Genomic DNA, 13,124 nt, shown 5'->3' with positions numbered 1-13,124 from the left:
ATCCAAAAAACCGCATTTAATAGTTCTGTACGCACCAGTTCAGCACTTTAGCGATGTTCTTCGCATCGTCCACGCCGCGGTGGTGGGTGCCTTCCAGCGGGATATTCAGTATGTTGAGCGCGCCGTTCATGCCTGTAGGCCGCGCTAAGCCCCGCACCTGTGTAAAGAACGTCTTCACGTTGATGTGGTCCTCCCCCATCGGGTACGGGATATTGCGGTTACGGCACTGCCTGCGCAGCATGTTCAGGTCATACTGGCCGTAACTTGCCCAGGTATGCTCCTTAGGGTCATACTGGTCGGCGACCATTTCAATGGCTTCTTCAAACGAAACACCCTGCTCATCAAGCAGTTGTTGTGTAATAGTCGTTAGTTCCGTGCAAAACGGGCTGACCTCCGAGCGGGTGGGCTTTACCAATATGCCCTGATTTTGGGTGATTTCACCGGTTTCGGTATTCAGTACGCTGAGGCCGATCTCTATGATTTCGCTCTCCTGGCCTTTCGGCGGGACCTCATTTTTCCAGCACGTGGCTTCGAGGTCGATGATGATGATTTTATGTGTTATTTTCATTGTTTTTAGGGTATTTTAAAGCAGCCGCATGCAGGCTTTTGAGGTCCCCCATGATGATTTTAGGGGTATAATCAATATGATTTTAGGGTGCACCTAAAAAAATTTCTGCACTCAGCTGCTTTTTACATTATTTAAAAAATAGTTCTTTAAGCTGGCCTACGATGTTTCCGCCGCCGGACACGGTGATTTCCCCAATCCTGTCGGCAATCTTTTCAACGTATTCCATCTCTTTCAATTTCCACAGCATTTCGTTTTCCTCCATCAGCTTTGCTGTGTTCAGGAGGCTGCGGGTCGCTGCCGTCTCTTCACGCCTCATGATGCTGTTGGCCTGTGCCTTCTTCTCGGCCACAAGCACCTGGTTCATGATTTCCTTCATGTCTCCGGGCAGGATGATGTCCCTGATGCCGGCATCGGAAACCGCGATGCCCAGGCCTTCGATTTTCCCTTCGGCATTGGCCAGTATCTCCTGCGCCACGGCATCCTTCCTGCCAAGCAGTTCGTCAAGCGTATATCCTCCAACAAAGGCCCTCAATGCCAGCTGCATCGCTACATGCAGCTGCTTTTCGAAGTCTTTGTTGTCCTCCACCGCCTTCACGATGTCGGTAACTTTATACCTCACAAAGAAGTTGATACGCACCGCCGCCTTATCTTTGGTCAGCAATTCCTGCCCGGCAATTTCCAGTTGCTGCTGCCTCATGTCGGCCGTCTTCACCTCCACAGAGATGGCGTTGTTCCAAAAGTAGTGCGTACCCGCACCAAGCTCCTTTGCAAAAGCGCCGTTGATGTACAGCAACCCCTTTTCAAACGCCTGCACCTGGAATTTCCTCACATAAGGCCTGATCCTGATGTTTTCAAGGTGCGCCACCGCAATGCCCTCGGTGATCTCAGCTTTGGAAAGGCCGGCCCTGACAAAGCCGTAGTTGACGAACCCTTTCCAGAACGCATAACGCCCTGCCGTAAGCACTTCCTTAAAGTTGCCGTTTACAAACTGCAGCACGATCTCGTTGTCGGCTACCTCAACCACTTCCAGCATCGCAGCCAGCTTTTCGTTCTGCAACAGCACGTTGAGCTCAATGGAAGGTGTAAAAGGCAGCGCCATGTCGTAAATGAGCACGTCCATATTTCCCCAGATCCAGTAGTCGCCTTCCTGCAACACTTCGATCAATTTCCTGTTTTTAAATACCAGTCCTACCTGGTATGCCTTAATTAGTAATTTTCTGAACATAATTTCTATTTTTTTTAGCAACCGCCTAAATTTTAACCACATAGGGACATAGCCCTTATATATTTCCAAGGATTAGGGATAAGTGACACAAAGCATGAAGCGTTGCTTCATCTATGTGCAAATATGTTCCCTCTAATTTCTCTACTATTAATCCTATGTATCAATGTGGTTAAATAATTAGCCGTTAATTGATTCAACATTATTTTTAAAAGGAAAACAAGCTGCGGCCCTCCTCCCGGACAGGCGGAAAAACAACCTGCTCCCCAGTCCCGGCCATTGCGTTGTGCATTCCGAAAGAACAGGCACTCCTGCTCCCCTCCTGCCTTTGGCCCTGGCCTTCGCCAAAGATCCCGGCTGTTTTTGCTGGCCTCTCCAATAGTGCCTTACACAGTAAAGTGCTTGGCCGACAGCCGCAACCCTATTTTCCAAGGTGCATTTCTTTAAAGAGCTTATGCTGCTCCTGATCACACGTGGAAGTGTGACTGACATCCAATTGTCACCGTAAAACGGTACAGGAATCGAACCTGATTTTGTCTATTGCTCTACCAACTGAGCTATCACACTTTTGAGATGTGAACGGGAGTCGAACCCGCGACCCATAGATCCTATGGTGGGGCGTTATTTGGAAAACCTCCCGGAAACCTTCAGGCCGGGTTGGACAGGAACGCCCGATACCCTTTCGGGCAAGGCATCCTGCAATAGTGTTATACAGAAACACCCAACACGACCCGCCTGATATTTTAATTTACTGTTTCGTATTTATGCTACAAAGGTTCATTCCTTTGTACGCAACTATTCTGCGCAGTAAAAATTATTTACAAAAGCCCCATCCTTTTCTGGTGCTCACGGTCCCGCATCTCTATCGCCCCAAAGGGGCTGCCCTTGAAATAGCCTATGTTGGTAAAGCCGTTTTCTTCGGTTATCAGGGACTCTTTCTTAGTGACCGCGCCCGTATATTTGGAGCCGTAATTGCCCGTCAGCTTTTTCGTGGCCGGGTCTACATCGCCCCATTCCGGGGTCTTGCCATTGTAGACAGGCTCAACAAAATAGATGATGCCCGTGTAGCGCGACTTCATCAGGAAGCGCCCTGTTTCATCGGTATTGGTCAAAAATCGCTTTAAAATGTCCTGTCTCATGGTTTCTTGTTTTTAAAATTAAACTTCATTGTTTTTGTGGAACAGACCCGAATCGAACGGATGCCTCTTGTGCTTCAAACAAGCGTGCAACACCTTGTACACCACTGTTCCTTTTGTACAGGAAGGGAGAGTCGAACTCCCAAAATACTGACCCTGAATCAGCCGCGTCTTCCATTCCGCCACTCCTGCAATTTTGTGGAAGTAACAGGATTCGAACCTGCTAGGTACAACTAACAACGACAGATTTAATAACTGCCTTAAAATTTATTTAACCACATAGAAACATAGGCTTCATAGCATTTGTGATCCATTCTAAATGGATATAGGCAAACATAGTGAAGCGAAGCTTCAGGCTCTGTGTGACTACGTTACACACTATAGCATCCGTCAAAAACTATGTACCTATCTGGTTAAACAAATCCTGGCAAAATTTACAGTCTGCCCCAACGCTCCAACTTTGGCGTACTTCCGTTTTGTCCGGGAAGCAGGATTCGAACCTGCGGCCTTCCCGCCCACAAGCGGGACGCAGCCACCGTTATCTTCCCGGATTCAATAAATTTGGGTGCTTTCGGGGAATCGAACCCGCGAACTCCGGAACCACAATCCGGGATTTTACCGCTTAAACTAAAAGCACCATGTGCGGCTCATACGGGAATTGAACCCGTATCTCCCGGGAGACAGCCGGGAAGGATAGCCATTACCCCAATGAGCCTGTTCCTTTCTAAGAACGTAAGTGATCCCGGCAGGAGTTGAACCTGCAACCTTCCCGCCGCGGCGGGCTGCTCTACCTGGTTAAGCTACTAGATCATTAAGTTAACAGCCATTAATTTTAACCACATAGATACATAGCTGTCAGATGCCGGCCACAAGGCCAAATTAAGTTCACAGAGCCTGAAGCTTCGCTTCACTGTGTGTGATTATGTACCCTTATCCTCAATAATTAGTGAGTGATAGAAACCCTATGTACCTATGTGGTTAAATAATTTTCAAACGGTTAGTAATTTTTGGGCATAAAAAAAGCACCCGTAAAAGGTGCTTCATAATGCTATAAGATATAGATATCCTATGTCACGTGTGATTGCACCTGCTTATCTTGTCCGGATCGAAGCCCGGCTTTCCAAATCCTTTATGCCCATCCAGGCTAAGGTCTTTTAAATCTATTATGTTGTTATAATGACGCATTATTGCTTTTATTTATTATTTAAACGCTTATCAGTATCTCCTGATTTTCTGTGGCAAAGATAATGTCAAATATTTTTATCGTGCAAATAAATTTTAAATTAATTTGTTGATTATCAATTACTTATGTTTTATTTTCAGGCAAAACAAATCCTGTCCGCACTCCTGCAGATTTCCCGGTTGGCATCAAATGACTGTCTCTCATCCAATTACTTTCCAATGTTATATTTCGCTATTGCATTTATGCATTAAACATTGAGATGGTTTATTTTTTATTTTTTTTCGTTTGTTATTGTTTTTCGTTCTGTTCATAAGCCTTTAAACAAAAAAAGCGCCCTGTAACCAGGACGCTTTCATGTAATTATTGTAAGTTGGGACTATAAATTCTGCTCCAAAAATCTACAATACATGCCGCATCCGTAACGCGTGGCCGGAAGATATCCGTCTTTGCGCTCGCTTATTTGTCCAAAAGACAGGCTTGTATGTAAAAAATTGTTTCTCATTGCGGTGCAAAAGTAGGAAAATATTTTAATTGACGAGGTTTTTTTGAGCTAACCGTTATAGACCTCACCCCCAGCCCCTCTCCAAAGGAGAGGGGAGCAGCTACACTCATGCCGGCCAGTCCCCTCCCCGGCCCTCCCCAAAGGGGAGGGTGACGGGACGTAAGACTCGTGCTGCAAATCATCGTTTTAAAACATGAGTAAGTGCATCTGAGTGAAGCTTGGCCTTAAATATTTCACGTAAAAATCAAGGCGAAGGTTCAGCGCCGGCCGGTGGAGAGTGACCCACGAGCGAAGAACTTTGTTCAAGCGGCTTGGGTCGCGATGGCAGAAGCTTTGCCGTAGATTTTAAGTGAAATATTTGGAGCCTTGAATTTTTGCTTCTTTTGTTTCAAGACAAAAGAAGAATATCTTCATCAACTACATTAAGTATTATCAATCCTCCCTGCTCCCGTCATCCGCCATTCTCACCATCTTCGGGGTGAATTTCGCTACCACATCCACCAGCTCCTGCTGCGAGGCCATTACCACATTGATGTCCTTATAAGCCATCGGCGCTTCGTCAAGGCCCGCGCCTATCAGGGTTACGCCGTGGTCGGCAAGGATGTTGTGCATCTGCGTTTGGGTAATGGTCTTCTCGGCCTGGGTACGGCTCATCTGCCTTCCCGCGCCGTGCGATGCCGAATTGATGGCATTCTCCTCGCCTTTACCCCTCACCAGGAATCCCGGTGCCGTCATACTTCCCGGAATGATACCCATCACGCCCTTACCTGCAGGAGTTGCCCCTTTTCGATGGACGATGACCTCCTCGCCGTTATGCATTTCCTTCCAGGCGAAGTTATGGTGGTTCTCCACTTTGGCCAGCACAGTAGCGCCCAGCGCCTTTTGCAGCTTGTTGTGGATCACCTCGTGGCACGCCGAAGCATAATCGCCCGCAAGGTTCATCGCGATCCAGTATTCCTGCCCCAGTTCAGACGACATGTCGAGGTAGGCAAGGTTACTGGCGACATCCGGTAATTTACAAACTGCCTTTGCCATTTTGGTATAATGCCCGGCGATGGTAGCGCCGAATCCCCTCGAACCCGAGTGTGTCAGCAAGGCCACGTACTTCCCTTTAGGGATGTTCAGTGCCGCATCGTCCTTTTCAAACTCAAGGATCCCGAATTCCACAAAGTGGTTACCGCCACCCGACGAACCCAGTTGTGACCAGGCTTTGTCTTTCAGGCTTTTGGTTAACGGGTTGGTATCAAAATCCCTGCTGTCCAGTACAGCGTGCTCCGATTTATATTGTCCGCTGAATCCGTGGCCCGCACCAAACTTGGTGTGCTCCATCAGCTCTCTTTTAAAAATATCGTGGTTCTGGTAAAAATAATCCTCAGTAATATCGTATACCGAAAGCGCCATCCTGCACCCAATGTCCACACCCACACCATACGGAATGATTGCGTTTCGTGTTGCCAATACCCCGCCTATCGGCAGGCCGTACCCCTGGTGGGCGTCGGGCATCAACGCACCGGCAACCGTTACGGGTAGCTGCATGGCAGTCCTCATTTGCTTTAGCGCGCCTTCTTCAATATGGTCAAGGCCATACGCTGAGAAAGCTACAGGGCTTTCATTTAATGCGATAAAATCTTCCGGCTTCTCGTTGGCCTTTTCAATCATTAACGCTGCCAGCTTCCCGAACACGCGGTCGCCAACATAGCTTTCGGGGTTGGCCAATATCGCCGCATAGTGCTGCATCATCTGCTCGCGGGTGTAGCCGTTCCTTCCGCGGTTGATACGCAGTGCAAGGCCTAAAATTTTCCCTTCTGAATAACCTATAGCTAACAGGTCGCTTCCGTTGATCATTGTACTCATGGTTGTTTTATTTTGATGGTACAAAGATGCAAACCCAGCTGCGCAATTATTTTGCGCAGTAAAAAAGAAATTTTATTTTTGGATAATCAAACCTCAGAAATTATTTTAACCACATAGATACATAGCTATTGGCATGGTTAAAAAGTGTCAGTAAAGGACACAAAGCCTGAAGCTTCGCTTCACTATGTTTGACTACCTGTTTTAGAATCATGTACTACTATAATCCTATGTACCTATGTGGTTAAAATTAAAATTTTAAACAAAGCCCTCCAAATGGCACAAAACAAAAATGCCCTCATACGCTATAAAGCCATCGATAAATGCCTGCAAAACCGCTACCGCCAATGGACTCTGGAAGACCTGATGGATGCGTGCTCCGATGCCCTGTTTGAATATGAAGGTAAGGAAAACCCCGTGAGCAAACGCACCACGCAGCTCGACATACAGCTGATGCGCAGCGAAAAATTGGGGTATAATGCACCCATCGTAGTATATGATAAGAAGTACTATAAATATGATGACGACGACTATTCCATAACCGACATCCCGCTAACGGAAACCGACATCAATGTACTGACCGAAACCGTGTCGATGCTCAAGCAGTTCAAGGATTTTTCGCTTTTCAGCGATGTGTCGGACATTCTCCAGCGGCTCGAGGATAAGATCTATGCCGAAAAATCGCACACCCGCCCGGTTATTTACCTGGATAAGAATGAGAACCTGAAAGGCCTGCACTTCCTCGATACCCTTTACCAGGCCATTGTGAAAAAGGTGGTGCTGGTCATAACCTACCGGTCGTTTACCTCAACCGTCGAAAACAAATTCATTTTCACGCCTTTTATTCTAAAGGAATTCAATAACCGTTGGTTCCTGGTTGGCCGGAAGATAAGGGCACGCAACATAACAAACCTCGCGCTCGACAGGATCATCGCCATTGACTTTGATTTCAGGACACCTTACATCGACGAAGATTTTGATGCCGAAGTATTTTATAAAAACGTGGTGGGCATTACGGTAAACCAGGGGATGCCAACCCAAAAGGTCGAGCTTTGGATTGACTGCCACAATGCGCCTTATGTACTGACGAAGCCTTTTCATCCCTCGCAGGTACTGGAACAGCAAAATGATGACGGCAGCGTTGTCGTATCGTTGCACGTCAAACGGAATTATGAGTTGGAGCGCCTGCTGATAGGCTTTGGCGAAGGCCTGAAAGTACTCGCCCCCCACGACCTGAAAAGGCGCATTAAAAAAAAGCTGGAAGATGCGTTGAAGGGATACGAAGAAGCAATCGCGGCTCCACTTTGTGAAGGGGAGAGGGAGCAGGGTTAGTCCCCTCCCCGGCCCTCCCACAAGGGGAAGGTGACGGGGCGTAACACTCCTGCCTAATAAACCTCACCCCCAGCCCCTCTCCAAAGGAGAGGTGAGCAGCTACACTCATGCAGCAGAATCTTAGTTACGTATGAGTGGCTCCCCTCTCCTTCGGAGAGGTGGCCGGGGGGTGAGGTCTGAATTACATTTTTTTATACACTAAAATTTATTGACAAAAGTCAACGTCCGTAACTTTGTTCCGCTGATAGATTTGCGATATCAATCAAAAATCTCTCATTATGAAGAAATTCCTTTTTATCTTACTGGTGTTTTCCGGAGTAGGCGCATTGGCTCAAACCGGGGCTATCCGCGGCCGTATTACCGACAACATTACCGACCAGCCGCTTGAGGGTGCGACCGTAATTTTCCTTGCCGACAGCACCGTTACCGCAACGAGCAACGCCAATGGCGACTACCGCCTGGACAACCTGCCTGTAGGGCGTGTAAGCCTGAAAGTAAGGTATATGGGTTATGAAACATTCCTGCTGGCGGACATCGATGTAGTAAGCGGAAAGGATGTTCCTGCCGATGTGCGCATGGCCGAAAGCTACAACACCCTGGATGAAGTGGTACTGACCGCCGGGCCATCCAAGGACAAACCGCGTAACAAGCTGGCCGCCGTTAGCGCACGACAGGTAAGCGTGGAGGAAATCACCAAATATGCAGGCGGGCGGAGCGACGTGGCACGGCTTGCGACCAACTTTGCCGGCGTATCTGCCCCCGATGACAGCCGTAATGACATTGTGGTGCGCGGCAACTCCCCTACCGGCCTGCTGTGGCGCATTGAGGGCATACCTGTGCCCAACCCCAACCACTTTGCATCGCTGGGCACAACAGGAAGCCCTGTATCGGCGCTGAATGCCAACATGATGGCCAACTCCGACTTCATCACCTCAGCCTTTCCGGCAGAGTATGGCAATGCACTGGGCGGGGTTTTCGACATTGCCTTCCGGAAGGGGAACAGCGACAATTATGAATACACTCTTGCCGCGGGCGCCTTCAGCGGTGCCGAAGCCATGGCGGAAGGGCCGATGGGCAAAGAGGGATCGTTCCTGGTGAACGGAAGGTACGGCCTTGCGGGCACTGTAGGCGCGGGCGGTACGAGCGCGCAACCCAACTATGCCGACTTCTCTTTCAACATTGATTTTGGAAAGACAAAGATTGGCAGCTTTTCGCTCTTTGGCATAGCCGCACGTTCCTACATCGACTTCAGGGGTAATGAGGTAGATGAGGACGACCTTTTTGCAGCGAAAGATGAGAACATGGATGTGGTATCGCAATTCGGCGTATTAGGACTGACACACTCAGTTGCCCTCAACGATTTTTCTTCTGTAAAGACCAGCATAGGAGGCTCGTTCAGCGGCAATACCGTGGAGCAGGAACGCATTTTCAATTACGGCACACCAGAGGCCAATCCCCTTCCCTATGCCGATGTGGACAATAACGAAACCCGGTTTACCATCTCTTCGGTTTACAATGCCAAATTCAGCAACCGCTTTACCCTGCGCAGCGGCGTGATGCTGGAACAGTACAGTCTTCGCGCCGAGCTGTCCTCACGCGAAAGGCAGGCCGACAATGACGGTGACGGCTATGAGGATTTTGTAAACCTCATCGATACCGATGACAATTACACCGTATTCCAGCCCTATGCGCAGGGACAGTTCCGCCTGGTGGAAAGCCTTGTGCTGAATGCCGGGTTGCACGCGCAGTATTTCTCCCTCAATGAGGAATTCGTTGCTGAACCCCGCGCTTCACTCACCTGGACCATGACGCCATCGCACAGCATTAGCTTTGGCTACGGCCTGCACCACCAGAATGTGGCTGCTCCCCTGCTCTTCCTTAACGAAAACATTGGCGGCAACTTGGTACAGACCAACCGTGACCTAGACCTGGTACGCAGCAACCACTATGTAGTGGGGTATGATTTCCGGCCCGGCAACGGATGGCGTACCAAGATCGAAGCCTACTACCAGGACATCAGCCGTGCCGCTGTTGAAGCGACACCTGGCAGCTATTCCTCACTGACCGAAGGAGCAGATTTCGGTTTCAGCATTGATAAATTCGGATTGGTGAGCAAAGGCACGGGTCACAATATGGGACTCGAACTGACCGTAGAAAAATTCCTGTCAGACGGATGGTACGGCCTTGCAACGGGTTCGTTGTTTGAAGCCAAATACACCGGCAGCGATGGCATAGAGCGCGATTCGCCATTCAATAACGGTTATGTGTTCAACATCCTTGGCGGGAAAGAGTTTAAGGTGGGCAGCGGCAGGAATGTTATATTTGTCGATTCGCGCCTCAGCACTGCAGGTGGGAGGCACTACACACCGGTAGACCTTCAGGCAAGCCAGGCAGCGGGCTATGAAATTTTACAGGATGATAAAGCTTTCAGCCAACAGTATGATGCGTATTTTCGTATGGACCTGAAATTTGGCATGAAGCTGAACAGCAGCCGCAAAAAGGTATCGCACCAGTTTTACATCGATCTGCAAAACGTGACGAATAACGAGAACGTCTTCGCACGTGAGTACAACCGGCTTACCAATCGGGTAGACCAGGTAGACCAGATAGGTTTTTTTCCTGATTTTGGGTATAAGGTCCAGTTTTAAATGGGACCCTGCTAAAGCTGGACAGGCTGCGAATGACGCAGATTTGGACGGATCTACACGAATTTAAAAATTTTGATCCCTAATCGAGATGTTCTTATATCCATAGCGACGTTGCAATGCAACGTCGCTACACCAAAAAAGTGTCGCATTTGAGCTATAATCATAACCAAATTTGAATTTCAGGCGCGTATGATAATAAGTGTTATCTTAACCGTTAATTACCATCATTATGAGAGAAGCATTAAAGGCATTTACCACCCAATTTGCACCGCTGTCCGACGAGGATTTTAACCGGTATGCCGATTTGTTCCGGCTTGTAAACGTGCGCAGGCTGGACCATCTCTTCCGCGAAGGCGACAATGTAAACAAGCTGTATTATGTAAATACCGGGGTGTTGCGGGGGTATTACCTGAAAGAGGGTGTGGAGCATACGTGCAATTTTTTCTTCAGTCCCTATATGATGACCGACCTGTTCTCAGTGCGGGATAATGTTCCCACCCTGATGAACGTACAGGCCATAAAAGATTCGGAATGCTATGAGGTGGATTTTGCTGAAATTGAGGAATTGGCTTTCCAAAATCCAGACCTGCTAAAGGTCTTCTTTAAGATGTATGAGCATTTATTCCGGCTGAGCATAAAGCGGCAGATCTCCTTCATATACGACACCCCTACCGAACGCTATGTGAACCTGTTTAAGGAACGCCCCAATGTAATTGCCGAAATTCCGCAGCATTACATTGCAAGTTTCCTCGGCATACAGCCCGAAACGCTTAGCCGTATACGCAAACGAATATTTTAACGTTTCCTTTTTTATGAAAGAACGCCTTAAAACCTTTACCGCAACAATGGCCACGCTTACCGATGAGGAATTTGAAGCCTATGCCTTGCTATTCCGCCCCATGCAGGTAAAGCGCATGAACCATATTTTTACCGAAGGCCATCTGGTTAAGCATATTTACTACCTGGATCATGGAGTGATGAGGAGCTACTATATGAATGAAGGCCGCGAAATAACTTCGGGATTCCATTTTGCGCCCTTCATAATGACTGATATTTTTTCACTACGGGAAAAAGTTCCTACCGCCATGAACCTTCAGGCTTTACGGGATACCGAATGCTATGAAATATCTATTGACGAACTCGAAGCCCTTATTGTTCGCTACCCTAACCTGCTTAACGTTTTCTTTAAGCTTTATGAGATACTACTGCTGCGAAGCAAAAAGCGCCAGCTAAGCCTCATCTATGACCAGCCCAGAGAGCGCTACCTAAAGCTTTTTAAGGAACGCCCTGAAATCATTGCCGAAATCCCGCAGCACTACATTGCCAGCTACCTGGGAATCCAGCCGGAGACACTAAGCAGAATAAAGAGAAAGATTTTTTAGCAAAATACTGCCGGGAAAATGTTCTTCATAAATTGACAAAATGGTATTCCGAGTTTTTAATTAACTTAGCTATCCATAATTACATTTTACCATGGCAGAAATAAAAACCAAAGCAAGCGAGGCAAATGTAGAAGAGTTCATCAATTCCTTTGCCGATACCGAACAGAAGAAACAGGACAGCTTTGAGCTGATAAAAATCATGCAGGAGCACACCGGGCATCCGGCAAAAATGTGGGGGCCGAGCATTGTGGGCTTTGGCAGGTATGACTACAAGTACGATAGCGGCCATGGCGGGGCAATGCCAATAGCCGGGTTTTCTCCACGAAAATCGGCTATATCACTGTATGTATTTACAGGGCTGCAAGAGCACGAACACCTGCTGGAAGGCCTGGGGAAATTTAAAATGGGAAAAGCCTGCATTTACGTAAAAAAACTTTCGAACATTGATATTAACCAACTAAAAAAACTGATGGATGCCTCTATAGCCTACCTGCGCGAAAAATATGCAGTAAACGATTAATCTAAGATACTTACCAACCAAAACAAACAAAAACTATGGCAACAACAAACACCTACCTGAACTTTAACGGCGACTGTGAGCAGGCGTTCAACTTTTACAAAAGCGTGTTCGGCGGCGAGTTCACCTACATCGGACGTTTTGGCGAAATGCCTCCGAGCGATGACTACACTGTACCTGAGGGAGATAAAAACAAGATCATGCACGTTTCACTCCCAATCGGTAAATCAGTACTGATGGGCAGCGATACAGGCGGCGACTGGGCTCCGTCGTTTGTACAGGGCAATAACTTTGCAGTTTCAGTTACTGCCGATAGCAAAGATGAGGCCGATACAATTTTCAAAGCACTGTCAGAGGGCGGAAAGGTAACGATGCCTTTGGAAAATACTTTTTGGGGCGATTACTTCGGGATGCTAACTGATAAGTTTGGCATCAACTGGATGATGAGCTTTAATGAGAATAACCACGATAAATAAACCTGAATAGTGCATAAAAATAAAGGGGCTGTCTCAAAAGGATAGCCCCTTTTTCATTTTAATTAAGTTTACTTTTCTTTGCATGCTGATTTTGACATTTTAAAGTCTCCTTTTTAGCCCATAAAAGGTTATACGTTTTAAAAAAGATAAAAACCCTGCAATATTACCCTTTTGCAGGGCATTTTTTGAGGTTGTGGGCGATAGCAAGCAATGCTGTTTCCACTTCAGCCTTGGCTTTGCCGCGCAGGTTATACCTGCGGAAGCCTTTATTGTTTTTTATCTGTGCAAAGACTGTTTCTACATCGTG

The 13,124-nt window shown here is 47.5% G+C and carries 11 protein-coding genes and 6 tRNA genes; 6 read left to right on the top strand and 11 right to left on the bottom strand.

Annotated elements, in window-relative coordinates:
• Window positions 1-16 precede the first annotated feature (16 nt).
• The 10 genes from OGH69_RS01950 to OGH69_RS01905 form a co-directional block, all read right to left on the bottom strand.
• Window positions 17-568: a 3'-5' exonuclease gene (locus OGH69_RS01950; protein ID WP_265172752.1), complete on the bottom strand. Its 552-nt coding sequence runs from the start codon at window positions 566-568 to the stop codon at window positions 17-19.
• 127 nt (window positions 569-695) lie between these two features.
• Window positions 696-1,793: a slipin family protein gene (locus OGH69_RS01945; protein WP_265172751.1), complete on the bottom strand. Its 1,098-nt coding sequence runs from the start codon at window positions 1,791-1,793 to the stop codon at window positions 696-698.
• 815 nt (window positions 1,794-2,608) lie between these two features.
• Window positions 2,609-2,929, bottom strand: coding sequence for a hypothetical protein (locus OGH69_RS01940; RefSeq protein WP_265172750.1), 321 nt, complete (start codon window positions 2,927-2,929; stop codon window positions 2,609-2,611).
• Window positions 2,930-2,966: 37 nt separating this feature from the next.
• Window positions 2,967-3,040: transfer RNA gene (locus OGH69_RS01935), tRNA-Phe, on the bottom strand.
• A 5-nt stretch (window positions 3,041-3,045) separates the two neighbouring features.
• Window positions 3,046-3,118, bottom strand: a tRNA-Leu gene (locus OGH69_RS01930).
• A 287-nt stretch (window positions 3,119-3,405) separates the two neighbouring features.
• Window positions 3,406-3,476 (bottom strand) — tRNA-Thr (locus OGH69_RS01925).
• Window positions 3,477-3,489: 13 nt separating this feature from the next.
• Window positions 3,490-3,564: transfer RNA gene (locus OGH69_RS01920), tRNA-His, on the bottom strand.
• 5 nt (window positions 3,565-3,569) lie between these two features.
• Window positions 3,570-3,641: transfer RNA gene (locus tag OGH69_RS01915), tRNA-Asp, on the bottom strand.
• A gap of 22 nt (window positions 3,642-3,663) precedes the next feature.
• Window positions 3,664-3,736: transfer RNA gene (locus OGH69_RS01910), tRNA-OTHER, on the bottom strand.
• Window positions 3,737-5,043: 1,307 nt separating this feature from the next.
• On the bottom strand, window positions 5,044-6,465 hold the full coding sequence (locus OGH69_RS01905; RefSeq protein WP_265172749.1) for an RtcB family protein: 1,422 nt from the start codon (window positions 6,463-6,465) through the stop codon (window positions 5,044-5,046).
• Between the two features lie 273 nt (window positions 6,466-6,738).
• Here OGH69_RS01905 and OGH69_RS01900 point away from each other — a divergent pair, with 273 nt between their 5' ends.
• The 6 genes from OGH69_RS01900 to OGH69_RS01875 all read left to right on the top strand — a co-directional run bounded on the left by OGH69_RS01900 (window position 6,739) and on the right by OGH69_RS01875 (window position 12,817).
• Entirely contained in the window at window positions 6,739-7,794 is a 1,056-nt protein-coding gene (locus tag OGH69_RS01900; RefSeq protein ID WP_265172748.1) for a helix-turn-helix transcriptional regulator, read from the top strand.
• Between the two features lie 278 nt (window positions 7,795-8,072).
• Window positions 8,073-10,442, top strand: coding sequence for a TonB-dependent receptor (locus OGH69_RS01895; RefSeq protein WP_265172747.1), 2,370 nt, complete (start codon window positions 8,073-8,075; stop codon window positions 10,440-10,442).
• A gap of 229 nt (window positions 10,443-10,671) precedes the next feature.
• Window positions 10,672-11,241 carry a Crp/Fnr family transcriptional regulator gene (locus OGH69_RS01890; protein WP_265172746.1) on the top strand — a complete coding sequence of 190 codons (570 nt, stop codon included), beginning with the start codon at window positions 10,672-10,674 and terminating at the stop codon, window positions 11,239-11,241.
• Window positions 11,242-11,254: 13 nt separating this feature from the next.
• Window positions 11,255-11,824, top strand: a complete 570-nt coding sequence (locus tag OGH69_RS01885) for a Crp/Fnr family transcriptional regulator (RefSeq protein WP_265172745.1) — start codon at window positions 11,255-11,257, stop codon at window positions 11,822-11,824.
• A 91-nt stretch (window positions 11,825-11,915) separates the two neighbouring features.
• Window positions 11,916-12,344 (top strand): DUF1801 domain-containing protein, encoded by a 429-nt coding sequence (locus OGH69_RS01880; protein ID WP_265172744.1) that lies wholly within the window; start codon window positions 11,916-11,918, stop codon window positions 12,342-12,344.
• A 35-nt stretch (window positions 12,345-12,379) separates the two neighbouring features.
• Entirely contained in the window at window positions 12,380-12,817 is a 438-nt protein-coding gene (locus OGH69_RS01875; protein WP_265172743.1) for a VOC family protein, read from the top strand.
• Between the two features lie 163 nt (window positions 12,818-12,980).
• Here OGH69_RS01875 and OGH69_RS01870 read toward each other — a convergent pair.
• Window positions 12,981-13,124 (bottom strand): transposase (locus OGH69_RS01870; RefSeq protein ID WP_265173098.1); only part of this gene is annotated, 144 nt, incomplete at its 5' end.

The organism is Flavobacterium sp. MFBS3-15, from assembly GCF_026107645.2.
In the GTDB taxonomy this organism is placed as follows: domain Bacteria; phylum Bacteroidota; class Bacteroidia; order Flavobacteriales; family Flavobacteriaceae; genus Flavobacterium.
The sequence above is the reverse complement of the archived record's forward strand: the minus strand, read 5'-3'. Positions and strand labels throughout refer to the sequence as shown.

What these genes read in the sequence shown, in the direction of transcription:
- OGH69_RS01950 (WP_265172752.1), bottom strand. Translation starts at nt 568, where the DNA reads ATGAAAATAACACATAAAATCATCATCATCGACCTCGAAGCCACGTGC.
- OGH69_RS01945 (WP_265172751.1), bottom strand. Translation starts at nt 1,793, where the DNA reads ATGTTCAGAAAATTACTAATTAAGGCATACCAGGTAGGACTGGTATTT.
- OGH69_RS01940 (WP_265172750.1), bottom strand. Translation starts at nt 2,929, where the DNA reads ATGAGACAGGACATTTTAAAGCGATTTTTGACCAATACCGATGAAACA.
- OGH69_RS01905 (WP_265172749.1), bottom strand. Translation starts at nt 6,465, where the DNA reads ATGAGTACAATGATCAACGGAAGCGACCTGTTAGCTATAGGTTATTCA.
- OGH69_RS01900 (WP_265172748.1), top strand. Translation starts at nt 6,739, where the DNA reads ATGGCACAAAACAAAAATGCCCTCATACGCTATAAAGCCATCGATAAA.
- OGH69_RS01895 (WP_265172747.1), top strand. Translation starts at nt 8,073, where the DNA reads ATGAAGAAATTCCTTTTTATCTTACTGGTGTTTTCCGGAGTAGGCGCA.
- OGH69_RS01890 (WP_265172746.1), top strand. Translation starts at nt 10,672, where the DNA reads ATGAGAGAAGCATTAAAGGCATTTACCACCCAATTTGCACCGCTGTCC.
- OGH69_RS01885 (WP_265172745.1), top strand. Translation starts at nt 11,255, where the DNA reads ATGAAAGAACGCCTTAAAACCTTTACCGCAACAATGGCCACGCTTACC.
- OGH69_RS01880 (WP_265172744.1), top strand. Translation starts at nt 11,916, where the DNA reads ATGGCAGAAATAAAAACCAAAGCAAGCGAGGCAAATGTAGAAGAGTTC.
- OGH69_RS01875 (WP_265172743.1), top strand. Translation starts at nt 12,380, where the DNA reads ATGGCAACAACAAACACCTACCTGAACTTTAACGGCGACTGTGAGCAG.